The following is a 20,362-nucleotide window of genomic DNA, read 5'->3' as shown; positions in this document are numbered from 1 at the left end:
TCTTCTGCATCAGGATGTTCTAAAAACTCCGCTGAATCGATTGAGATGACTTTGCAGCAAGTCCACATCGTATCACCATCGGTACGGTCTACAGCACATCGTACCGTCTCTGTGCGGTTTATTTTGTCTTCGTTATTCAACCACAGCTCTAGGCAGTCCGAACAGAGATTCAGTGAACTTTCAGCTAAAGGGTCTCTGTCGTGAGGAACTATCCGGGATTCTGCATCCGTACATTCGATTGAACACATTGAATTTCCATCGAGTAGGATGTGTTCATCATCAGTGTAGGCAAGAGATACAAGGACATTCATAATCACCACATTTAGTGGATTTCATCAAAAACCTCGCAGAAGAATACGGAAGTAGTGGTATGAAATCTACTCAAACTCAGCTAGTGTATCCCGAAGATATCGTCGCATATGTTCTGAATCAGTCTCAGGAATCGCAACGACTCTTGGATAGTATGTTTGGGCTTGCGGAGAATCACGTTCTAACACTTCTAATTCTTCCTCTGCAACCCGAAGCACTCGCCGAACTGTTTCATCATGAACGCCTGCATCATCGGCTATCGCTTTGACTGTTACAGCCTCACCAGATGTGAGGGAATCAATCACGGCAATCCAAACTGAATCTCTAGCTGTTATTGTATTCATAATAATCACTTGAAAAATGAAGGAATTGCTTCGTCAGTTATTCTTCACATCGCTGCTTGAAGTCGTCCAGAGCGGCTTCAAATTCATCGTATACTTCAAGATTTTCAGTCAAATCGTAACGGTTCGCACCTTCAACGGTTCCATCTGCTACAGCATAGTTACCATCTCGCAGTTCAATTGCTACACCACCGTCATCAATCTCAACTGCTAGTGTCCAACCATCATCTCGGTAGTGTGTTTCAAGTTCGGCTCCGAAATCGACATTATCTCTTGCAATCTGTTCTTTATCTTCGCTTTGGTTTTGTGCAATCATTGTTGCAACTAATCATTTGGACTACACCTTTATATACTTTCCCCCAAAGTGAAACAGAATAATTGAACTCCAAAAATAGTGGAATTATATAGTTGACTACTCTCGTAATCCAGCCTCGTCCATGATGTCAATCGCCACGCTGTCTGGGACTTTTCCTAAGTAATTGTGAGAGAAAGTCTGAACATCATCCCAGCCTCCCCACGACATGACTACCTCTCTAGCTCTTGCACCCGAGATTGACCAATACGTATGCGTACACCATGTCCTTCTCAAATCGTGTGCTGTTACTGATTCCCAATATTCTTCACCATCAGAGAGGTCTTTAGCAGCATTTGTTACCCATCTCTGAACTGTTCTCTTAGATGCATCAACAAGTGAATCAGATTTTTTCATCGAACGAACGTTCTTGAGCATATTGGCTTTCTGCACAGTTGAATTTGAGACTGGGCACTCTCGGTAGTTTGTTTTGGATTCCCAGACGTGCAACATCCATCCTTCTTCTTCGACGTTCATTTTTCGAAAATCACTCATCGAGACACGAGGAACTTCATCTGCACGAAGACCGTCAAGCATCAATTCAATCGCAAGCTGTTTCTCTGGATGTTCGTCGTAGTAGCTCAACAACTGTTGTTGTTCTGAATCAGATAACCAAACTCTGTATCCGGATTTATTATCATATGGTTCTACTTGCATATTATACTCTATATACTGTGTCGTGCTTTAAGACTAAATATGTTTTCATGACATAGAACTGTGAATTATAGCTTCGAAGGTAGGGTTTGAGCGAAAATCAGAGCGATTAGACTGCTCTGTGAGATTCAATCGTCAGAGAATACCTCATTCTACGACACAGATTCCTCTCTGAACATTCTGCCTTTCACCCTCTTCTAGTCGTGACTGTGCCTATCTTCCAGAATTATTTGTGCAGTAACATATTCCATAATTTCGTCATAAAATTCACTCAACGTAAACATCCTGAACCAATCGTAGAAGTCATTCATCTCCTCTTGATACTCTTCAGCTAGCTCTGTAATCAGAATATCTTCATCCAGCGATTTAAGAAATTCACGTACATCTGAGTCCCATCCATTCCATTCCAACATCTCGTCTCTTTTTAAAAATAGATATAATTCATCTTTCTCATCTTCATTCATCGTGGGTGAAATATTAGCGGATAGTGGCGGAGTCCAGTTCTTTTGCGTATAGTGTCGTATTTGCTTTATCAAATTAACCTTAGTCTCAAGGTCACGTGAACCAATCTCTTCAAAATATTCTGGTTTAAGATTGGGTTTCTCGTCTTCGTATCGGTCCAGAAACGTGTAGCTATGGGAAATTAGTGTATGTACTGAAGCTGCATAGTTGTGTAAAAGTCTCATATATTCTCTGAAAAATTTCTGCATTTCATCACCTGATTTTTTCATCCAGTATAAAGCGTCATGGGACATGAATTCATCTCGTTTCTTCGTCAGTAGAGCAAAGTTCGTGTTTACCATATTCAGAGTACTATAGAGCGCTCGAATATCGTTGAATACCTCTAATCCTTTAGAATCAAAACTATCCTCAACAAGTTCCTCACGAGTTCTCTCATCGGCATCGAGCACATCCTGAAAATTTCTTTTATCAAGCTCCTCAGGGCTGAAGAAGTCAGTCAAATCATAATCAGTCATTGGTTGATTAAGAGATTCTAGTATTCATTCATGTTAAATTTAGCCGATATCACAATTCCTAGTTTGACATTTTAGCCGTACCTGAAGTGCCTGCTTTACCGTGGGCGGCTAACCTTGCGACGGGTTGTATCTCGACTAGTTTTGAGCTGATGCTGTATATAATCACAAGAGCGTTCAAGTAGCTAACTTCAGCCACTCCGGCACACAGGATAGAAACTATACTGAGAGTGTCGCTCCCCCATTCAACCAGCGAACTTACTGGTTCAATTTGCTGCCAAATTTGATGGTCAATTTCAAGAGTCCGACTATCTAGGTTTAAGTCCATATCTTACCTAATCATTCACGATTTTTAATACTTTGGCGAGTTTCTTTATAAGTATCTCACTCATGCAAATACACGCATACACATATATCCGCAATCATTAAGTTACACTCTACTGAATAGGTGAACATGGCACTGAAAGACCCTGATGAGTATCCTGATACATTAGAATATAGCACAGATGTGATTACGGATAGTTCAACTCTATCTGAGCGAGAAGTGCAGGTACTTCAAATGAGGTATGAAGGACATTCCGACGCTGAGATAGCTGATGAGCTTGGTGTAGAGGAGGGGACTGTCTCATCATATGCAAGTCGGGCTGTCAAGAAAGCAGATAAAGCTAAGAACACTCTTATGTGTGTTATTGAAGCTGGTACTTGGAGTCCAATGGATGATATAAAATACAGGATGGATAATGTGGACGAGTATCAGGAGGACTAAGACGAACATCAGGGGCTAATTAATTGCTGGTGGGGAAGTTGGAATGAAATAACCCCAACTCAGCACTCAAAATCAACGATTTGAACTACTAATCATAGGTATCATCAGTTACAAACTCACATCGGTCGATGCGATAACCCCATTCATCAACTCCGTTTGACCAGATGTAATCTTCTATCTGATGGGTATGTTCAGACCCACGAATTCCAGCATAGTGTTTTTCAATCATGTTCTCGCAATACTCTTCAGCAGCACTGTGAGAGTTGAACACCTTTTCAAGTGACCGGACACCGTGGTTTGTGACAAGATTGGTCACTACGTAAACAGAAATCATATTTCACCACCCTCAAGGAATCTGCCCATATCTGAATTGATTGGAATAAGCGTTCGAGCGTATCGTTTGTTGCACTTCGGACATTCAAATGTATCACCAGAATGCGTCAGAAGGAGACTATCGCAATCAAAACACTGTTCTTTCGATACTGTAGCCATACATATATGAATAATGATACAAACCCTAAATATCTACCGCCAGTTGGATTTCATTCATCTGTTTTAGTTCTTGTCAGGAACTGTATCGAGTGTATCTTAAATTCCTGACCACAACCGGTGCAAGTTCCGTGTTTTAGAGAATTCGGTGAATACGGAATCTCAATTTCTGCGCCACAATCAGGACAGGTTTTGATGTCGCCGATTTGCACCGCTTCTTCCAGTGACTCTTTCTCGTTCACACTTAGAAGAGAACCCTGAATATAATTAACTCTGGCCACCAAATTAGCGCAAATAATATCCCGACAAGATATGGAAAAATCACCAATCCGTATAATAATGTGATGATAGATACGCTGAGAAGCCCATCAACGTGCGATACGACGACAAAGTATGTATCTGGATAGATGGTCCACAGTTCGATTATTAGATTAATTGGTGTTGATATATCTACTGATTGACCCGGTATCAGCTTGTATACGGCAGATGCAGCCATTGTTCCTATTATTCCCCAGGTAGTAAATTTCACTGTGAAGAAACCGAATATCAAAAACATCACACACATCAGCGCATACAAGTACAGGAATTCTACCCATGCCGACCACTCTACTAATACCATGTTATATCCGACACGATTTACCCGATAATAGCTAGTATCTTTTTCTGAGTCTTGTCGAGTAAATTTTTACCCCATTACTACGTAATGGGGTAAGGGTATATTTTGGAAAAAATTGTGCAGTCGGAAACACGGTCGCCGTCTTGCGATTATCTGTGTAGAAAGGTCAAAAACAGATGTTAGGATGTGTCATTCAAGACAGATTGTACCCGAGAGCGGCTTATACTGGCAAAATCAGCGATTTCCTCCTGGGTGTAATCTAACTTGGAATTCACGAGATTCAAGTGTATGTGTAACGTTCAGTCATTGACTGGATAATCGAAATCAACCGAACCGTCTTTATATACCGTAATTTCAACCTCAGATGAATCTAAGAATAAGTCTACGTGGAAATCTGATTGGTTGAACGGCAGTCTATCAGCGTCACAAGCAGACGTAAGGATATGGCTGATGTCCTGTTCGATATAAACCGGCACCCGTTCAGTCGCAATTATTGGCCAATCTACGACATCATCCCTAATGTGTTCAAGCAACTCATCTGAATCCCATTCAGTAAGCTCTGACCCACACTGATTACAGTAGTTGCCAGACCGTGCTACATCACATTCTTCACAATAATCTTCTGTTCTATTGAACATATATATCAATTATCCTATAAGTATAAATATGTATCGCATGGATTATCTGTATTTAGCAGGTGAAACCTGATGTTAGGTGGTGTCATTAAGAACTGATTGGACACGAGAGCGGCTTACACTGGCAAAATCAGCGATTTCCTCTTGCGTGTATTCAAGTTCAGAACACTGTCTGATTAGGTCATCTCGTTCCTCTTTTAGTGACTGAAGTTCATCGATTCGGTCTGCTTTTTCCTTCAAGTCCCGGACGATTCCTTTATCCTCCCATAAGGATTGAAAATCTCTTGGATTCTCCATTAATTCCGTTATGCGGTCCAGACCTTCCCATTTCCATGAGATGAACGGGTCATCAGATTCGTATTCATATCGTTCGTCAGTGCTGTAGCCCGATATCTCAAACATCTTACCTTCTAATTCGCCGTTTTTCTCATCTTCATAAAACACTGCCTTGTCCTGAGTCGGTTTATCCACAAAAACCACGGATTCAAGTTTTCTAACGTCTGTTCCGATGTCCATAGCTCTGTGACTCACGATAATGGGTAGAATTCTAAATTTCCGCATACGGCGGAGAAATGGCACGAACTGAGCCATCTGAGCGGCGTTCCCTGCAGCTTTCGAATCAAAGAAGGAACTAGCCTCGTCAAATATGAAGACAACTTCTCCCGGATGCTCCAAACGGTATTCGAGAAGGTCTTCCGGACTTCCGACAAACTCCAAGTCATCGTTCGCTTCGACCGCCGACAAGCTGTTTGTGACTACCCGTACAGCAATTCCATCACGGTCGCAGAGCCGTTTCTTGTACTTGCCTATCGTGTATGCCAGATAGCTCTTTCCACCACCCTGACCGCCCGTAAATACCAAAATTCGGAATTCATCTCCGTGGATGATGTTTTCCAATGAGAGGGCTTCCTGAAACGGTACGTCTGAGTTTTCCTCGTTGAACCCAAGAGCGAATTCAATAACTTCGTATCTGCCGTTTCTAACGGCTTGGCGTAGATTCTGAGAGATATCTTGCCGAGCAATTCTTCGCCACTTCTCTGTATTTTCGGGATTGACAGCAGGCTTACCGGTTTTGTAGTGTTGTCGAGAACCCGGTTCATACGATTGTTCAAACGAAATCAAGTATTCGACTGTATCTTCATCCAATAATCCAACATCCGCCAGAGCGTTAATATCGGCGTTTAGAGCCTGCTCTCGGAGTTCTTTCACATTATATCCGTCGTACTCAGTTCGATTCTGATTCATTGGTTATCACCCCATTCGTCTGGAATTTCACCGACTTCTTCTTTGACCTCTTCTTCCATCATCTCCTCTGAGTCAGCTTCATCTGGAGTCTCTATCGAGTCAACCAACATTTCGACCGATTTCGTAACCTCTGAAGTTACGATATCTGGGTGTTTGATAGCTTCTTTTTCCAATTCGTGTTTTGTCATATCGTTCCAGTATCTGTTTTCAATAGACTGGGCGATACCAGGTAATTTGGCGTATAGCTGCTGCCCAATCATCGCCCACTGACGGAGCTGTCCACGATTTTGCTCCATCGCCTGAACGTGCGTCTCAAGTTCTACATCGTTCATCTCGCCACGCCACGTGCCTTTCGCAATCCTGTCTGATGGGTCATAATCTCGTACGAAATAGACCGTGACACCTAATACAGATTCTTTGTATACTTGTCCCACATCAACCGATACCTTAGCCATGCGTACAGGATGCATAATCCAGCCGTCGATAATCGAATCGTGAGTTGAATTGAGTTTCACTAAAATCTCAAAATCCGTCGAATCAAGGCTTAACATCGGGAGAACGATAAACCAGCCACCCAATCCAAGAGACGCTAATACCGATAGGACTGCGACAAGCTCTGTTGTTCCCCATACAATTTTAAAATTTAACCATCCGAGTAAGAAGGAAATTGAGATTCCACACAGAGCTAGTATTATAATGGCACCTGCAAGAATCCCAAGCTTGGATGTCCAAATCTGGATAAACATATCCCAGACATCTCGTTCCTCGTAGTCGTTAATTCGATTCACGTCGTGCGGTGTAGTAGATTTATCAGACATAATATATCACACATTTTCGATTAGATACTGGAACAAGTTTTCTTCCAACGTTCGATTCCTGATGTAGATGAATGCGTACGTGAGTAATGCCAGAATCGCCAGTGTAAGGGTTGCAGCAACCACAGCGACCCAAACGTAATCCCACACGGGTTGTCCAAATAACTCCGTATCATCGTCGCTAAGTAGCATTATTGCAAGTTCGTATTCGCCTTGAGAGTTAGTTAGTGAATTTAATGTTACCTGCTGATTGCCGTTAGATAGTGTGCCAGTCATCACTGATGCTTCGAACCAAATTTGGGTGGTTTGCCCACCTGAAACATCGCTATTGACTACATCCGGTTTACAAGACCCTTGGACATTATCACAATCACCATTATCTACAATTGCAATTTTGCCGTCATACTGGCTGTAAATGGTGATTTTACCAGTTCCGTTGTCATAGAATTCGGGCTGTTCAGTAATCCACTGACCGGGGCGAATCTGCCGGTATTTGTTGATTTCTTCTGTACTCTGATTACCTGAACTGGCGGTCTCCGTGGTCGGCGTGGTCGAACTTTGTTCACCGAACCATTCGGGTTTGTCTCCACCAGCTACCCACGTCTTCCAAGCGTTAATCTTCTGAGATTCTGATTCAATGGAAGAGTTGGTCAAATCATACGCATAGACGGCTGATATTTGGTTTTTTGATAGCTCAGACGGACGTTGATTTATCCAAGTTAGTACGTCCTGAGCGTCAGTATTTTGTTTCAAGCATGAACTATACGATTCGGCATTAGGATTGCAGTCAGCTAGTGTTTTGCCCGTCTCTGTCGGTTCTGGTGTCTCAGTAGTCTGAGCCGCTGCACCAGGAATCGATAGAGAAAGCAAAATTAGGACTGCTGCAATTGGTAGTACTATTCTTCTCATACATGAATAAATTAAAAATACTACACTAAAGGAATTTTGGCGTTTGGAATTTCAGTACGGCTTGATAGCCGATATTAGCCACCCTACGAGGAAGATGAATCCGAACGCAATTCCAATTCCAATTAACATCCCTTGCGAATTAAATGAATTGAGTGGATTGCCTACGTCAACGACGACTCCACCAGACCGTTGTTGCTCTTCGAGGTCTTCCATCCGCTCAAGCAAGTCTTTGATATTCTTGTTCAAATCTTGTGTATCCGTAGTTCTGAACTGAGTGTTCTGAGATGTAGTCTGGTTTATTTTCTCACCTGTTTCTGTGTTCTTAATCCAATTGACAGTGTATGTGCCGTTGAAAGTGACTTCACCGGCTGAATTGCCGTCTTGGTAAACGAAATGCGCAGTTCCGTTAGACTGTGAAGCGTTGTACGTAGTCGTCTTCACAGTCCCATTCTGAAAAGTTCCATTTGTCCAAAAGATAGTTCCATTAGCCGTTTTTGGCTCAGACAGATTTCCATCTGGAAGACGCTGCTGCCACGTAATACTGTATGCCTTAGAATAGTCTCCAGCATACCCCTGAGAACCAGTGATTGCTGCTACAGGCGCATAATGTCCTGTTGAATCGTAATTTGAAGACATCGAGTAAATCATGTGGATAGGTCCGCCGTCCTGCGGTTGACATTCGCCGACATCACAATTTTCCCATACTGAATCGACTATCTTGTCCGCATTATCCAACGCTTGCTTGCGGTTTTCGTTGATTTTGTGGTAGGATTCATTGTATTCCCGACCGTCCATGATAGTAATTGTCTTACCTTCTGGATTTTTCATCTGCAAGAAGTAATGGGTATTAGATACATCTCCAGGGTAAGCCGATGTATTAGCATCCACTAATTCGCCGTTATAGGCAGTGTATGACTTAATTTTCGTATTTCCATACTGTCCAGTACCGTAGATATAATACGCATCTGTGACGGTCATGTTCGACCCGTTAAACAACGTTACATTTCTTGAATCAAACATGAATTTCCGCTGATATTCATTTTTAACCAGAAATACGTCAAATAGTCCAAGATTGCCAGTTTCCGATACAGTCTGATTCATCGTTTTAAGACGCTGAGCGTGCCGATTTTGGTTGATATACAATGATTTCTCTTGCATTGCGTAAAAGTCGTTAATTGATTCGTATGCTTCCTTTTGTGCTTCAGCTCTTTTACCGTCTGAATTTCGCACTTCAACAATCGAATTCCACGCTTCTGAATACGCTAAAGCGACCGTCTGATTGCTGTGTGACCGGATTTCAGAAGTGTGTTGGTCAGATGCATCTTCCATATACGTACCATCGACAAAGATGTCGTAATGGACCTGTTCTGCTGTACGTCCTTCAGTCGGAACAGGGTCGTACAGAACTGTTTCTTTGCCGTCTACAGTTGACGAATTCGTGTCGCCGTAGTGCGGTTGACAGTCGGGGTTGAGCATCTGAAATGTCCCTACTTCACTGCATTTTCGTTCTTCAGACACATCTGCTGCCGCAGCTTGACCGACAAACAGTGGTGCAGTTACCCCTTGTGTGAGAAGGAGTAGAATCAATACTATCGGATAAATTCGTGTGCGTAACATCAAATAAAAAATAAATTTGGAACGCTAAAGGGTTTTCGTCGGTTCGAGTTGGAATTTATTCGGCTACTTTAGCAATCCCAAGAATCGCAATCAGAGCGGCAATTATCGACGCTGCGACACCAAGTACGACAATTGGTGATTGACCATCTCCGGAGTCACCAATGATTACTGCACCACCTGATTCATCGGATTCCGTAGCAGTCTCTGTCGAATCTGAATCAGATTCTAAGACCTGCACTGTGCGACTTTGTACATCCGATGTTGCACCGTGTTCGTCTACCGCACGGAACACGTAATCAGTTTCGCCGATTGTGGACTTATTGATGGTTAGCGTGCCGTTATCCATCGTTTGCCAATCTAAAGACCCATCATCTATCGCATATTCATACGTCAGATTATCACCGTCGTAATCAAACGAATTACTTACATCAATTGTGTGGCTTTCATTTGTTTCAATCTGATGAACATCGTTAGTGTCGTTAAACACTAATACAGGGTCCTGAGTTGCGATATTAGCTTCAATTGATTCTACGACCACGGTATCATTTGTTCCATCTATATCGTCAGGTGCATCGATGTCTATCGAGAAATCAGACACAGTACCGTTGATTGGCACGGTCGTTGTTCCTGATTCCAATATTACCTCGGAAGTACCCGAACTACCGTTATTGTCATCAACAACGACGACAACTTCGTTTACAGTATGGTTTGAAATATTAACGGTAAACGAAGTTACAGCCTCTGATGTCGTAATATTATCCGTTTGATACATGCTACCTTCTGGGATTTCGATTGTTCCATTATTGACCGAAGAATTGTCTGCGCTAATCGATTCTAATTCATCTTGAGAATCCCAAAGAGACTGATTTAGACTATGCGCAGCCGCACCACCTGAGATTACTGAACCGACTACAAATATTGCTAAGAGAGCCTGTACAACTGATTTTCGTGAATTTAGAATTTTGTCTATCATATTATCGAATCACCGTCAGGAAGTATGTTGCAGCAAATGGTATCATTGCGATTAGACCGATTACAGGATTACCCAGTACAAAGTCTGAGACTGGTGTAATCAGGTAAATCAGGATTTGAAGAACTGAGAATAATCCCAGTCCAACCTTGTCCATTGTGTCATACCGTTTCCGACTTCTGTTGAAAACCAGACCCAGTGTGAACGTCAGCCAGACGCCTACAACCGCAATAGGCAGTCCGGACATAGCATCCACACCAGTGCCAAATGATACATTGCCGATATTTGATACAAACTGTACTACTTGCAACGAAATGGCCAAGAATAGCAAGAAGAGTCCGTGATTATAGGATTTAATCTTGCGTAGGCTTGACGCATTTAGGTTTCCATTAACCATACAGTAATATAATTGAAACTATACCCTAAATGATTTATGGCAATTGGATATATAATTTTAATAGTCTAATCCAATGTGGTTCCGAATATCGATGATGGATTGTTTGACTGCATCTGAATATTCGTAAAGATGTTCTATGTCGTCATCAAGGTCTGATACGGTGGATTCCAGAGTCTGTATCGAGTCGGATATTACATCTAAACGATTCGTGTTGGAATTCACCTGTTCACGTAATTCACGCACTTCAGAACGCAAGTCATCAATCTCTTCATCCGATAAACCTTGGTCGATTTTTCGCAAGATTCCTCGTTCAATCGCCGACCGAGACCGTCCGGTCAGAGTAGCTACTTTTGGCGGTTGACGGTTACCTTTTCCTTCGTTAGCGTAGGATACATCAATCAAATCTAACTCTGATAGCTTCTTGAACCGATGATTTACTTCCGACCGTGATAATCCAGTTCGTTGGCGAATATCCGTTGTAGTCGCCTCTTCGTATTTGTGAACTACATTGATGAACCGCCTATCTTTTCTATCCAATTGGTTTTCTAATTCGATTTGGTCCATACATGAAACAATGGAATAAAAGTGCAAAGGTGTACTGAATCATGGTATAATACGTGTGCGTGTGCATATGCAAATATGATGGTCTGACACGCTTCAACTACAACTTACGACTCCACTCATTGGAGCATGGGGTACAACTGTATCGTAGACCTCTGAAACCAGGCTGCAATAGACCATAGAATTAGTTTGTCCCAAGAACCAGGGAATACATCATCACGAAAAAGAAATTGCTCAGAACCTATCTGAGCGCCCAGAATCAACTATTTATTATATGATGTAATCTTCTCCGATTTTCTGGTTGATGACATGACGAACATTCATCCCACACGACATACAATCATGAATTTCCTCCCATTTTGTAGCCTCCGGTCCTGAACCATCAATATCAACTACTTCCTGCACTTCTGACAACGATTCTGAATCACAATTTGGACATTTCATAGCCCATCACCCAAGATTTCGGAAGCACCAACTGATTCTTTTTCAGTTCGATTTTCCGGCGGGTCCGGAAATTCCTTAACAAGGTACACATCATCATCATCATCATCATTCTCCAGATTTCTGTACGCAAATGTCCTGAATGCGTACTTTAGAATTCTGCGACCTCGCTCTGAATCTGGGATATCTGATGCCGATACAAATCCTCTATTGCTAGCTTCCTCGTAGGTTTCATGTTCCAAGTTGAACATATTAGTAATTAATATTTTTGTATTTAAATATTTAGTGGTATATCGAATCAGAAAGCATCAAGGAAATCAGCTAAAGTATCCATATCCCGGAGATACTTTCTATCAATTTTCTGTTTGTCATTTTTAGACACATATGGTAAGAAATCTTCCCCATATGCGAATACTTCATGCTTAGATACCCAACCAACGACAGATGCACTGTACCCTCCGTTTTCCACATCTGAGAGTTCCACCATTACGTATACGTCTGCATGCTCTGATTCATCTCGCACGAGTAAATCAGGATTGTCGAAATTCCAGAGCTTACGGGATTTAACGTCTACTTTGACGCCCTGTGCTATTTCGATATCGTAAATATACGACTCAGATTCATCCACATGACGAGGTTCTAATCCCAATTCCTTTAACCGCTCTAATCCTGCTATTTCGGCGATGTACCCCAGAAATTGGTCTTGTAAATGGTCGTCATCAGTACGACCTAAATCCCTATCATTTTGGAAATTAAGTGATTTCGTGTGTCTGATAGCCTCTGCGTACTGTTCTCCGGAAAATTCAATCTGCGACTTACATCCAATACTCATATTACATTTAAAATATATAGGATATCCAACAAAGGTGTTACCCCAGTCCGACTGGGGTAGATTATTTAGGGTAGTGTGATAATGAATAAAATGGGCGACGGGGAAAACCCACATCCAATACTCATCGCATCTTCGAGTGTGCCTATCCCGTCGTCTGTTTTCGTTACTCTTGCGCCCGTTCTACCGCATGGTCTGGGATTTCAATCCAATCAGATTCATCGTCACATGATGAATCTCGGAAAGCCAAATCATGACTTGCAATTTCCAAGTCATCAATAATGGACTCAAGTAGAAGCTTCTCGTCCGGGTAGGCATACATATCATCTTCCCGTATCTCCTTCAATTTCTGGTCAATTTCTTCGATTATCTGCTCAATCCATTCTGTCTTTTTTCGGTCGTCTTCAACCATTGCAATATCGGCTGACGAAATTTCTTCACTTAATCCTATGTATTTTAATAGAACATTCATATGAATGACACGCTTCGAATCACACGTCAGTCGCATACGGCGTGGACTGGTGTCCCGATATTGATTCGAATCATCGCCCCCAATGCTCCAAATAACCCCCAAAATCCGGCTACGTAGTGCGATTCTTAATCCGTTGTTGAGGAAACGGGCGTGGCGGGATTCGAACCCGCGTTCTAGGGGTTAGGAACCCCTCGCCCTGGTCCACTAGGCCACACGCCCTACCGAGTGGTTGATTGACCGGCGAAAAATCCTTTCGTTATCACTACAGATCGCTGAAAACGGAGAAGTGTCGAGGTTACGTCTCGGTTTCCGTCGCCGTCTCGGTCGACTCGGCCGAGTCCACGGTGGAGGCGTCGGTGCCCTCTGCAGCGCCGCCCTCACGCATCTCTTCGAGTTCCTGCTCGACTTCTTCGCGCCCCTTCTGGAACTCGCCCATGGCTTCGCCAGTCGACCGCGCTAGTTTTGGAATCTTGTTCGCACCGAACAGCAGGACGGCGATGAGGAGGATGACCATCATCTCCGTCGTCCCGGGCATCCCCGGGAACAGTACTCCGGATGTCCCTAACATTGTATCCGAAGGTTACGTGGTTGCTATTATAACCTTTTTGCTCAGGTCGGCCTGCCAGGCGATTCATTGCTATCTGAATTCCCTCTGTGGCGCTGCTCTGATGTAGGCCGAAGACAGAGCATGAGTCACAAGCGGAGTCGCAACCGCTCAGGATGTGGAAACGGCCTCGCCGGGAACCGACGGCGAGGCCCGGCATGGGGGTGGGGGAGTGGGCGTAATGGGTGTGGATCGGGGGGCAATACGAGACACCATCTCCCCGGCCGTGTGGTGTCTCTGGCTGGGTACGGCACGTCGACAGATAGACCGCTACATGTCCACGGACCAGGCTGATAGCTGGGATTGTCCAGGTGACACGACTTCCGTGGCCATGGTCTGCATGCGTGGTCTGTCCGGATGCGGGTTCGCACCCGCAGTAACGGCTATGTGATACTGTCAATTCATTATACGTTTGTTAAATCACTACTCACCGGGTGCAGCGCCGGATAGATGGCCGCATCTGCCCGGGGATATAACTACTGTCGGGCGCTCAGGGATACCAGATGCCGGCCGACAGCCACACGATGGAAGTCAGGAGCGGGGAAGAGGTAACGATCCGACCGATCAAACCCGTCGGAGAGGACGTAGTTCGGGTCGATATCGAGGCTGACGGGGTGTGGCGACTCGATATCACGCGCGAGGGCGAGATCGCGGACGTCGTCACGACCCGGGACGCCGACGGGACACTTGCCGACCGCGAGCTGCCAGAGTGGATCGACGAAGTCACGGCGAAGTTCGCGCAGTTCTGACTCTGGACCGGACTCGGCCACGTCGGAAAGGGTTTTACCTGCCAGGACCCAGGTCGCCAGTATGGTAGCAACCGGAGACACTGCACCCGATTTCACGGCACCGATTGCAAACGGCGACATCGATGAGATAACGCTGTCCGAGGCGCTCGGCGACGGGCCTATTGTTCTCGCATTCTTCCCCGGGGCGTTCACCAGCGTTTGCAGCCACGAGATGAACACGTTCCAGGATCGACTCGACGAACTCACCGAGGCGGGGGCGACGCTGTACGGCGTCAGCATCGACACACCGTTCTCACAGAACGCGTTCCGGGACGAACTGGGACTCGAGTTCGATCTCATCAGTGACTCCGGGCGGGAGATCGTCGACGCCTACGACATTTCGATGGACTTCGAAGCACTCGGCGTTCCGAACGTCGCCAAGCGAGCCGTCTTCGTTATCGACGAGGACCAGGACATCACGTACGCCTGGGTCAGCGACGACCCCGGCGTCGAACCGGACTACGACGAAGTGATCGACGCCGCCACCTGACCGCGCCGGTGGGGGATTTTTCGCGGTGGGTCGTCTGGGTTATGACATGAGCGTTGACAGCGACGATACTAGCGGCCGTATTTACGATCCCGACGCGGACCATGCGTTCCCCGACGGGCGACTGAACGCCGTTCTCGACACCGTCACGACTGACGAGGAGATTCAGGCGTATCTTGAAGCCCAGAACATCAACCCCGTCGCGCGCAAGCGGTACAACGACCACGGCGCGAAACATATCGACATCGTCCGGAATCGAGCGCTGTGCCTGTATGACCTCCTCAAACAGGGCGGCGTCGAGTTCAACGGTGCGGCCGACCACGGCCTCGATGAGGCCGACGAGGCTGTCATCATCGCACTTGCGACGACGCTGCACGACATCGGCCACGTCGTCCACCGCGATTCACACCCCTATTATTCGATCCCGCTGGCAGCCGATCTCCTCGATGACCTGCTCGATGAATTCTACGACGTTCGACAGGCGGTTCAGGTAAAAGGCGAAGTGTTACACGCGATTCTCTGTCATCACACCGAGGAAAACCCGCTGACGCTGGAAGCAGGCGTCGTTCGCGTCGCCGACGCGCTGGACATGGAGCGCGGTCGTTCGCGGATTCCGTACAAGCGCGGCGGTCGCGGTATCGACACTGTCTCCAGCCAGGCTATCGAGACGGTGACGCTGAGCTCGGGCGACGACTATCCCGTACTCGTCGAAATCGCGATGAATAACGCGGCCGGCGTCTATCAGGTGGACAACCTGCTGAAAGCCAAGCTCAAGGACTCCGGCCTAGAGGAACACGTCCGCATCGTTGCGCTCAACACCCGGGAAGACGGCAACCAGATCGTCGAGCGGATCGAACTCTAAACCGGTCCGACACAACGGTTTTGTACCGTGCTTCCCTAGCTGTGCTTATGAGTCTCACACCCATGGATGAGCCACGGGGTGCCCGGGGTAGGACGGCCGACGGCGACGTGCCGCCGCCCTCGCTTCTGGAACGGGCCAGGCACCGGGTGCGCTCAGCCATTGAGACCATTTCGATTGGGGAGAAATGCCTCCAGTGGCTCGATACGCGTGGTCGCGACAAGCCACAGTCGAAGATCCACACCGACGGGTTCGCCGACGACGTCGTTGCGCCGCCGGAGTGCCCGTCGATCAGCGACCTCCCGACGCGGTCACGACCGTTTACGTATCCGACACGGAATCACACGGAGAGCAACACTGTCGATCTCATCGCTATCGAGTCCGGCGACCGACTGACGGTGACACATCCCGACAACTCTGAGGCGAAGATTTCGTCTGACGTGTGGGAATCTGTCGAGCAGTAGGCGCCTCTGCTGACGTGTTCTTTTGTCGCTGAACGAACAGTCTACGATCTGTCTGCCTGACAGCGTTTGGAAAAGAGAAAACAGCAGAATAGCTGGCCGATACCGCGGTCAGAGGTCGTACTGTGCGATGTTGCCGGAGCCACAGGCCGGGCAGGTCGTGCCGCCCGTTTCGATGGTGGTTCCACAGCGTCGACACTCCAGATGTGACCGCTGTCGAGTCCCCACGACCCGGCGTAATCGCTCGATCATATTGCCCGACAGGGGGCCAGGGCTCATATAATCGGGTAATTCACAGTGAAAGTGAAAACCGCAGGACGAGGATCTGATACCGAGGGGCCCGTCAGCCGAGCGTCAGACGCTACTGTCCCATCGTCCGGCCTATACATTCGCCCCAGTTACACGCGGGTCTGCTCACGTCGGTCCCGCTTGCCGGACGCGTACAGCAGCGCCAGGAACAGCCCGACTGCGAACAGCCAGACCACCACCAGCCAGAGCACTACCGATTGGACCCCACTCCCGAGCATGAAATGTAAGCGTCACTGACCGTATTTAATTAGTGGCACCGTATCGAGACTGGATACGGTGTAAAACAGCGGATTATGCCTCGAATAGCTGCTGGGAACTGTGTAAATCAGCTCCTAAACCCCTTCACTGGAACCGTACGCGCGGGAACTACGTTCTTGTCGGCCAGCCGGTCCCAGATACACCCCTGTCCGGGAGTGACGCCCAGGTGTTTTTGTTCGCGCCGACGTAGCCACGCCCGATGACGGGAACAGCCGCAGCCGAGCCCACTGTGACGACGTTCACGTCGACTGTCGACCGTATCGATACAACCGATGTCGTGCTAACGGAGACGTACTTTTACCCCGAAGGCGGCGGCCAGCCGGCCGACCGGGGGACACTTGGCGGCGTTGAGGTCGTCGACGTCCAGCACCGAAACGGCGATATCGTCCACGAACTGGCCGATCCGCCGGCGTTTGACTCCGGCGAGACGGTCGAAGGCCAGATCGACACGGCGTTTCGGACGTACTGCATGCGCGCCCACACGGCCAGCCACGTCCTCTACGGCGCTGGTCGCCGGCTGCTGTCGGATCTCGGCTACGGCGGCTTCGATATTAGCGCGACAGTACCGGACGACGACGAAGCCGCTGCCTTCGGACCGGCTATCAGCGGGAAGGTTCGGGTGGACTTCGAAACGACGACCGAAATCGACGACGAAACGCTCACCGAACTCGAACGGCTGACTAACCGCGCCGTCTGGGAGTCCTACGACGTGACCTGGGAAGAAATCCCGCGTGAGGAGGCACTGGACCGCGACGACATCGCGTTCAACACGAAGACCGAAGAGGGAATCGAGGGCGAGACGGTCCGGGTCGTCACTATCGAAGACTGGGACGTGGCAGCCTGTGGCGGGACACACGTCGGGAACACGCGAGAGATCGGGCCGGTGACAGTGCTCGGACGGTCCAACCCTGGCGAGGGACTGACCCGCGTCGAGTTCGCCGTCGGTCCGCGAGCCATCCGCCAGCGCGCGACCGAGCACGAGCGGGCGATGGCTGCGGCCAAGTCACTGGATACGAACGTTGCGGAACTCCCGGCCGCTGTCGATGCCCTCCAGTCAGAATGCGACGACCTCCGGGAGACGGTGGCGACCCTCCGAGAACGCCTCGTCGATTCCCGTCTCGCTGATCTGCGCGACGATGCTATCGAAGTGGACGGGCGGCGGTGGCTCATCGGCACCGTCACCGGACTCGACGCGAACGGACTGGCCGACCGGGCGGAGTCCGCCGTCGACGACGATATCGACGTGGCCGCGCTGGTGGACGCCGATGGCCAGTATCTGGGCGTCGCGACGACCGGCGGCATCGACGCCGGCGAGGTCGTCGACCGCGTGACGACGGAGTTCGGTGGCGGCGGCGGCGGGCGACCGACAGTCGCACAGGGCGGCGGTCTCGATGCTGACGGTGACGATATCGTCGCGTTCCTCCGAGACGTGTCAGCGGCGGCAGACCGGGGCGACTGATCTCAGTCACCCCGATTCGGCGTCCCGTTGAACCGCGCGACCTCGTTTCGTAGCGCGTCCCGTTTCAGCAGTCCGAACCCGACGAGGATACAGGCGAATCCGACACCTGTGTAGACCGTCGGCGTCTCACCGAGGAACAGCAGTCCAGTGGCGGCGGCGACGACTGGGGCGGCGTAGGAGACAAGGTTGATCTCGATGGGTCCCAGCCGCTCCAGCAAGTCGAAGTAGATGAGAAAGCCGAGGGCGCTGGCGACGACGACCAGGTACAGCAGGGCGAGGACGGCCTCGGCGGTCCACCGGACGTCGGCAATCGACTCGGCGGCACCGAGGCTGACGCCGTGCATGAGCACCGCACCGAGCAGCATCGACCACGCCTCCATCGTCTCGATTTCCAGGTCGTCGTCGAACCGGCGAGTCAGCACGCTCCCGAGGGCGAACGACGTGGCCGCGAGGAATACCAGAAACAGCGACACGGTTCGCGGGTCGAGGAGGTTCTCCGGGTCGGGGTTGCTGAGGACGCCGACGCCGACGAACCCGATGAATAAGCCGACGATGCCCAGTGCCGTGAGCCGTTCGTCCGGGAGGAACGCACGCGCGAACCCGGTCGTGAGAATCGGCGAGAGGCTGACGACGATAGCGGCGGCGGCGCTGGTGGTTCCCTGCTCGCCGACGAACAGGAAGATGTGGTAGGCGGCGATCATGAGCGAGCCGCCGATACCCACGACGGCCCAGTCGGTCCGACCCCGTGGAACCCACTGGTCTGTGGCGTACACCGCGTAGCCGAGCATCAACAGCCCGGCGAGGTCGTACCGGAACGCCGCAAACAGGATCGGCGGGAAGTACTCCAGCCCGGCTTTGATCGCGGTGAAGGCGCTGCCCCAGGCGACGGCGAGCGCGACGAAGAGGATGGCGTTGCGGAACCGCATCGTCCGCTCAGTCGGCCGCCTCGCCGTCGTCGCCCGGCTCGTAGGTCTCCGCGATGGCGTCGAGGGCTTCGTGGTGTTCCGTCGTGTGCGGCGCGGTCAGCGGTGAGACGCTGACCTTCCCGTCGACGACGGCACGGCGGTCGGTCCCCTCGGGATCGGGGATGTCGCCCTCTGCCATGTGCTCCCAGATTCGGTCGTGGAGGGTCACGGCGTCGCCCTCCCTGACGGCGTCCATCTCGTAGACGTGGGACGGTCGGGTGACCGTCATCTCCGCGTCGCCCCACTCGGCGACGGGGGCGTTGACGTTCAGGTAGTCGCACTGCTCGAACACGCCGGCGTCGACGGCGTGGTCGGCGAGGTAGGTCGTCGCCTTGGCGGCCTCGCCGTAGCTGTCGCCGTTGGCCTCGATGTCGGCGAAGGCGGCGTCCTCGCGGACCGGGATGTACATCGAAACGGCCATCGCCGGCACGTCGAAGAACGTCGCCTCGACGGCGGCGCTGACGGTCCCCGAGCGCCCGAGAACGTACGCGCCGAGGTTCGCCCCGCGGTTACAGCCCGCGACCACGAGGTCGGTGTCGGTGACGAGCGCTTCGAGCCCGGCCACGACGCAGTCCGAGGGCGTTCCCTCGACGGCGTAGCCGAGCTCGTGCTCGTGGACGGTCACTTCGTGTGAGATAGCTCGGCCGACCGCGCTCTGGTCCTCCGCCGGGGCGACCGCGGTCACGTCGCCGACCGTCGAGAGCCCGTCGTACAGCGCCCGGAGGCCGGCGCTCTCGATGCCGTCGTCGTTGGTCAGCAGAATCGTCGGCTCGTCCATAC

Annotated in this window: 28 protein-coding genes and 1 tRNA gene; 6 read left to right on the top strand and 23 right to left on the bottom strand. The window is 49.3% G+C overall.

Annotated elements, in window-relative coordinates:
- Positions 1-377: 377 nt before the first annotated feature.
- From ACOZ4H_RS12545 to ACOZ4H_RS12530, 4 genes are all read right to left on the bottom strand, one after another.
- Complete coding sequence (locus ACOZ4H_RS12545) at positions 378-653, bottom strand: hypothetical protein (RefSeq protein WP_424329594.1); 276 nt, start codon at positions 651-653, stop codon at positions 378-380.
- Positions 654-690: 37 nt separating this feature from the next.
- Positions 691-966 carry a hypothetical protein gene (locus ACOZ4H_RS12540; RefSeq protein ID WP_424329593.1) on the bottom strand — a complete coding sequence of 92 codons (276 nt, stop codon included), beginning with the start codon at positions 964-966 and terminating at the stop codon, positions 691-693.
- A 96-nt stretch (positions 967-1,062) separates the two neighbouring features.
- On the bottom strand, positions 1,063-1,659 hold the full coding sequence (locus tag ACOZ4H_RS12535; RefSeq protein WP_424329592.1) for a tyrosine-type recombinase/integrase: 597 nt from the start codon (positions 1,657-1,659) through the stop codon (positions 1,063-1,065).
- A 194-nt stretch (positions 1,660-1,853) separates the two neighbouring features.
- Positions 1,854-2,633: a hypothetical protein gene (locus tag ACOZ4H_RS12530; protein WP_424329591.1), complete on the bottom strand. Its 780-nt coding sequence runs from the start codon at positions 2,631-2,633 to the stop codon at positions 1,854-1,856.
- A 451-nt stretch (positions 2,634-3,084) separates the two neighbouring features.
- On the opposite strand from ACOZ4H_RS12530, the gene ACOZ4H_RS12525 reads away from it, so the two are divergent.
- Positions 3,085-3,396 carry a helix-turn-helix domain-containing protein gene (locus ACOZ4H_RS12525; RefSeq protein ID WP_424329590.1) on the top strand — a complete coding sequence of 104 codons (312 nt, stop codon included), beginning with the start codon at positions 3,085-3,087 and terminating at the stop codon, positions 3,394-3,396.
- Positions 3,397-3,938: 542 nt separating this feature from the next.
- Here ACOZ4H_RS12525 and ACOZ4H_RS12520 read toward each other — a convergent pair.
- The 15 genes from ACOZ4H_RS12520 to ACOZ4H_RS12450 all read right to left on the bottom strand — a co-directional run bounded on the left by ACOZ4H_RS12520 (position 3,939) and on the right by ACOZ4H_RS12450 (position 13,927).
- Positions 3,939-4,127 (bottom strand): hypothetical protein, encoded by a 189-nt coding sequence (locus ACOZ4H_RS12520; protein ID WP_424329589.1) that lies wholly within the window; start codon positions 4,125-4,127, stop codon positions 3,939-3,941.
- 2 nt (positions 4,128-4,129) lie between these two features.
- On the bottom strand, positions 4,130-4,504 hold the full coding sequence (locus ACOZ4H_RS12515; protein ID WP_424329588.1) for a hypothetical protein: 375 nt from the start codon (positions 4,502-4,504) through the stop codon (positions 4,130-4,132).
- Positions 4,505-4,800: 296 nt separating this feature from the next.
- Positions 4,801-5,139 carry a hypothetical protein gene (locus ACOZ4H_RS12510; protein WP_424329587.1) on the bottom strand — a complete coding sequence of 113 codons (339 nt, stop codon included), beginning with the start codon at positions 5,137-5,139 and terminating at the stop codon, positions 4,801-4,803.
- Positions 5,140-5,211: 72 nt separating this feature from the next.
- Positions 5,212-6,345 carry a hypothetical protein gene (locus ACOZ4H_RS12505; protein WP_424329586.1) on the bottom strand — a complete coding sequence of 378 codons (1,134 nt, stop codon included), beginning with the start codon at positions 6,343-6,345 and terminating at the stop codon, positions 5,212-5,214.
- Positions 6,346-6,377: 32 nt separating this feature from the next.
- Complete coding sequence (locus ACOZ4H_RS12500) at positions 6,378-7,199, bottom strand: hypothetical protein (RefSeq protein ID WP_424329585.1); 822 nt, start codon at positions 7,197-7,199, stop codon at positions 6,378-6,380.
- A 6-nt stretch (positions 7,200-7,205) separates the two neighbouring features.
- The gene (locus ACOZ4H_RS12495) at positions 7,206-8,105 is read right to left on the bottom strand and encodes a hypothetical protein (protein WP_424329584.1); all 900 of its coding nucleotides are present in this window, start codon (positions 8,103-8,105) and stop codon (positions 7,206-7,208) included.
- A 51-nt stretch (positions 8,106-8,156) separates the two neighbouring features.
- Positions 8,157-9,722: a hypothetical protein gene (locus tag ACOZ4H_RS12490; RefSeq protein ID WP_424329583.1), complete on the bottom strand. Its 1,566-nt coding sequence runs from the start codon at positions 9,720-9,722 to the stop codon at positions 8,157-8,159.
- Between the two features lie 55 nt (positions 9,723-9,777).
- The gene (locus ACOZ4H_RS12485) at positions 9,778-10,695 is read right to left on the bottom strand and encodes a hypothetical protein (protein WP_424329582.1); all 918 of its coding nucleotides are present in this window, start codon (positions 10,693-10,695) and stop codon (positions 9,778-9,780) included.
- 1 nt (position 10,696) lies between these two features.
- Positions 10,697-11,089: a hypothetical protein gene (locus tag ACOZ4H_RS12480; RefSeq protein WP_424329581.1), complete on the bottom strand. Its 393-nt coding sequence runs from the start codon at positions 11,087-11,089 to the stop codon at positions 10,697-10,699.
- A gap of 57 nt (positions 11,090-11,146) precedes the next feature.
- Positions 11,147-11,653, bottom strand: coding sequence for a winged helix-turn-helix transcriptional regulator (locus tag ACOZ4H_RS12475; protein ID WP_424329580.1), 507 nt, complete (start codon positions 11,651-11,653; stop codon positions 11,147-11,149).
- Between the two features lie 437 nt (positions 11,654-12,090).
- On the bottom strand, positions 12,091-12,342 hold the full coding sequence (locus tag ACOZ4H_RS12470; RefSeq protein ID WP_424329579.1) for a hypothetical protein: 252 nt from the start codon (positions 12,340-12,342) through the stop codon (positions 12,091-12,093).
- A gap of 47 nt (positions 12,343-12,389) precedes the next feature.
- Positions 12,390-12,923 carry a hypothetical protein gene (locus ACOZ4H_RS12465; protein ID WP_424329578.1) on the bottom strand — a complete coding sequence of 178 codons (534 nt, stop codon included), beginning with the start codon at positions 12,921-12,923 and terminating at the stop codon, positions 12,390-12,392.
- Between the two features lie 163 nt (positions 12,924-13,086).
- The gene (locus ACOZ4H_RS12460) at positions 13,087-13,332 is read right to left on the bottom strand and encodes a hypothetical protein (RefSeq protein WP_424329577.1); all 246 of its coding nucleotides are present in this window, start codon (positions 13,330-13,332) and stop codon (positions 13,087-13,089) included.
- Positions 13,333-13,537: 205 nt separating this feature from the next.
- Positions 13,538-13,611: transfer RNA gene (locus tag ACOZ4H_RS12455), tRNA-Arg, on the bottom strand.
- Positions 13,612-13,687: 76 nt separating this feature from the next.
- Positions 13,688-13,927: a twin-arginine translocase TatA/TatE family subunit gene (locus ACOZ4H_RS12450; RefSeq protein ID WP_424330368.1), complete on the bottom strand. Its 240-nt coding sequence runs from the start codon at positions 13,925-13,927 to the stop codon at positions 13,688-13,690.
- A 572-nt stretch (positions 13,928-14,499) separates the two neighbouring features.
- Here ACOZ4H_RS12450 and ACOZ4H_RS12445 point away from each other — a divergent pair.
- From ACOZ4H_RS12445 to ACOZ4H_RS12430, 4 genes are all read left to right on the top strand, one after another.
- Positions 14,500-14,745 carry a hypothetical protein gene (locus tag ACOZ4H_RS12445; protein WP_004515651.1) on the top strand — a complete coding sequence of 82 codons (246 nt, stop codon included), beginning with the start codon at positions 14,500-14,502 and terminating at the stop codon, positions 14,743-14,745.
- Between the two features lie 61 nt (positions 14,746-14,806).
- Complete coding sequence (locus ACOZ4H_RS12440; protein ID WP_424329576.1) at positions 14,807-15,274, top strand: peroxiredoxin; 468 nt, start codon at positions 14,807-14,809, stop codon at positions 15,272-15,274.
- A gap of 46 nt (positions 15,275-15,320) precedes the next feature.
- Positions 15,321-16,133: an HD domain-containing protein gene (locus ACOZ4H_RS12435; RefSeq protein WP_424329575.1), complete on the top strand. Its 813-nt coding sequence runs from the start codon at positions 15,321-15,323 to the stop codon at positions 16,131-16,133.
- Between the two features lie 62 nt (positions 16,134-16,195).
- Complete coding sequence (locus tag ACOZ4H_RS12430; protein ID WP_424330367.1) at positions 16,196-16,594, top strand: hypothetical protein; 399 nt, start codon at positions 16,196-16,198, stop codon at positions 16,592-16,594.
- A gap of 108 nt (positions 16,595-16,702) precedes the next feature.
- On the opposite strand, the gene ACOZ4H_RS12425 is transcribed toward ACOZ4H_RS12430, so the two are convergent.
- Positions 16,703-16,870 carry a hypothetical protein gene (locus tag ACOZ4H_RS12425; RefSeq protein WP_424329574.1) on the bottom strand — a complete coding sequence of 56 codons (168 nt, stop codon included), beginning with the start codon at positions 16,868-16,870 and terminating at the stop codon, positions 16,703-16,705.
- A gap of 119 nt (positions 16,871-16,989) precedes the next feature.
- On the bottom strand, positions 16,990-17,118 hold the full coding sequence (locus ACOZ4H_RS12420; RefSeq protein WP_424329573.1) for a hypothetical protein: 129 nt from the start codon (positions 17,116-17,118) through the stop codon (positions 16,990-16,992).
- Between the two features lie 239 nt (positions 17,119-17,357).
- Here ACOZ4H_RS12420 and ACOZ4H_RS12415 point away from each other — a divergent pair, with 239 nt between their 5' ends.
- Positions 17,358-18,617 carry an alanyl-tRNA editing protein gene (locus tag ACOZ4H_RS12415; protein ID WP_424329572.1) on the top strand — a complete coding sequence of 420 codons (1,260 nt, stop codon included), beginning with the start codon at positions 17,358-17,360 and terminating at the stop codon, positions 18,615-18,617.
- A gap of 2 nt (positions 18,618-18,619) precedes the next feature.
- Here the strand turns inward: ACOZ4H_RS12415 and ACOZ4H_RS12410 are convergent, their stop codons facing one another.
- Together ACOZ4H_RS12410 and surE are read right to left on the bottom strand one after the other, a co-directional pair.
- Positions 18,620-19,543, bottom strand: coding sequence for a DMT family transporter (locus ACOZ4H_RS12410; protein WP_424329571.1), 924 nt, complete (start codon positions 19,541-19,543; stop codon positions 18,620-18,622).
- Between the two features lie 7 nt (positions 19,544-19,550).
- On the bottom strand, positions 19,551-20,360 hold the full coding sequence (gene surE / locus ACOZ4H_RS12405; protein WP_424329570.1) for a 5'/3'-nucleotidase SurE: 810 nt from the start codon (positions 20,358-20,360) through the stop codon (positions 19,551-19,553).
- Positions 20,361-20,362: the final 2 nt, after the last annotated feature.

This window comes from Haloarcula amylolytica (genome assembly GCF_049705545.1).
GTDB lineage: Archaea > Halobacteriota > Halobacteria > Halobacteriales > Haloarculaceae > Haloarcula > Haloarcula amylolytica_B.
The sequence above is the reverse complement of the archived record's forward strand: the minus strand, read 5'-3'. Positions and strand labels throughout refer to the sequence as shown.

Excerpts from the sequence above, each read along its gene's own strand:
- ACOZ4H_RS12545 (WP_424329594.1), bottom strand. The coding sequence starts at position 653 with ATGAATACAATAACAGCTAGAGATTCAGTTTGGATTGCCGTGATTGAT.
- ACOZ4H_RS12540 (WP_424329593.1), bottom strand. The coding sequence starts at position 966 with ATGATTGCACAAAACCAAAGCGAAGATAAAGAACAGATTGCAAGAGAT.
- ACOZ4H_RS12535 (WP_424329592.1), bottom strand. The coding sequence starts at position 1,659 with ATGCAAGTAGAACCATATGATAATAAATCCGGATACAGAGTTTGGTTA.
- ACOZ4H_RS12530 (WP_424329591.1), bottom strand. The coding sequence starts at position 2,633 with ATGACTGATTATGATTTGACTGACTTCTTCAGCCCTGAGGAGCTTGAT.
- ACOZ4H_RS12525 (WP_424329590.1), top strand. The coding sequence starts at position 3,085 with ATGGCACTGAAAGACCCTGATGAGTATCCTGATACATTAGAATATAGC.
- ACOZ4H_RS12515 (WP_424329588.1), bottom strand. The coding sequence starts at position 4,504 with ATGGTATTAGTAGAGTGGTCGGCATGGGTAGAATTCCTGTACTTGTAT.
- ACOZ4H_RS12510 (WP_424329587.1), bottom strand. The coding sequence starts at position 5,139 with ATGTTCAATAGAACAGAAGATTATTGTGAAGAATGTGATGTAGCACGG.
- ACOZ4H_RS12500 (WP_424329585.1), bottom strand. The coding sequence starts at position 7,199 with ATGTCTGATAAATCTACTACACCGCACGACGTGAATCGAATTAACGAC.
- ACOZ4H_RS12495 (WP_424329584.1), bottom strand. The coding sequence starts at position 8,105 with ATGAGAAGAATAGTACTACCAATTGCAGCAGTCCTAATTTTGCTTTCT.
- ACOZ4H_RS12490 (WP_424329583.1), bottom strand. The coding sequence starts at position 9,722 with ATGTTACGCACACGAATTTATCCGATAGTATTGATTCTACTCCTTCTC.
- ACOZ4H_RS12485 (WP_424329582.1), bottom strand. The coding sequence starts at position 10,695 with ATGATAGACAAAATTCTAAATTCACGAAAATCAGTTGTACAGGCTCTC.
- ACOZ4H_RS12480 (WP_424329581.1), bottom strand. The coding sequence starts at position 11,089 with ATGGTTAATGGAAACCTAAATGCGTCAAGCCTACGCAAGATTAAATCC.
- ACOZ4H_RS12475 (WP_424329580.1), bottom strand. The coding sequence starts at position 11,653 with ATGGACCAAATCGAATTAGAAAACCAATTGGATAGAAAAGATAGGCGG.
- ACOZ4H_RS12470 (WP_424329579.1), bottom strand. The coding sequence starts at position 12,342 with ATGTTCAACTTGGAACATGAAACCTACGAGGAAGCTAGCAATAGAGGA.
- ACOZ4H_RS12465 (WP_424329578.1), bottom strand. The coding sequence starts at position 12,923 with ATGAGTATTGGATGTAAGTCGCAGATTGAATTTTCCGGAGAACAGTAC.
- ACOZ4H_RS12460 (WP_424329577.1), bottom strand. The coding sequence starts at position 13,332 with ATGGTTGAAGACGACCGAAAAAAGACAGAATGGATTGAGCAGATAATC.
- ACOZ4H_RS12450 (WP_424330368.1), bottom strand. The coding sequence starts at position 13,927 with ATGCCCGGGACGACGGAGATGATGGTCATCCTCCTCATCGCCGTCCTG.
- ACOZ4H_RS12445 (WP_004515651.1), top strand. The coding sequence starts at position 14,500 with ATGCCGGCCGACAGCCACACGATGGAAGTCAGGAGCGGGGAAGAGGTA.
- ACOZ4H_RS12440 (WP_424329576.1), top strand. The coding sequence starts at position 14,807 with ATGGTAGCAACCGGAGACACTGCACCCGATTTCACGGCACCGATTGCA.
- ACOZ4H_RS12435 (WP_424329575.1), top strand. The coding sequence starts at position 15,321 with ATGAGCGTTGACAGCGACGATACTAGCGGCCGTATTTACGATCCCGAC.
- ACOZ4H_RS12430 (WP_424330367.1), top strand. The coding sequence starts at position 16,196 with ATGGATGAGCCACGGGGTGCCCGGGGTAGGACGGCCGACGGCGACGTG.
- ACOZ4H_RS12425 (WP_424329574.1), bottom strand. The coding sequence starts at position 16,870 with ATGAGCCCTGGCCCCCTGTCGGGCAATATGATCGAGCGATTACGCCGG.
- ACOZ4H_RS12420 (WP_424329573.1), bottom strand. The coding sequence starts at position 17,118 with ATGCTCGGGAGTGGGGTCCAATCGGTAGTGCTCTGGCTGGTGGTGGTC.
- ACOZ4H_RS12415 (WP_424329572.1), top strand. The coding sequence starts at position 17,358 with ATGACGGGAACAGCCGCAGCCGAGCCCACTGTGACGACGTTCACGTCG.
- ACOZ4H_RS12410 (WP_424329571.1), bottom strand. The coding sequence starts at position 19,543 with ATGCGGTTCCGCAACGCCATCCTCTTCGTCGCGCTCGCCGTCGCCTGG.
- surE (WP_424329570.1), bottom strand. The coding sequence starts at position 20,360 with ATGGACGAGCCGACGATTCTGCTGACCAACGACGACGGCATCGAGAGC.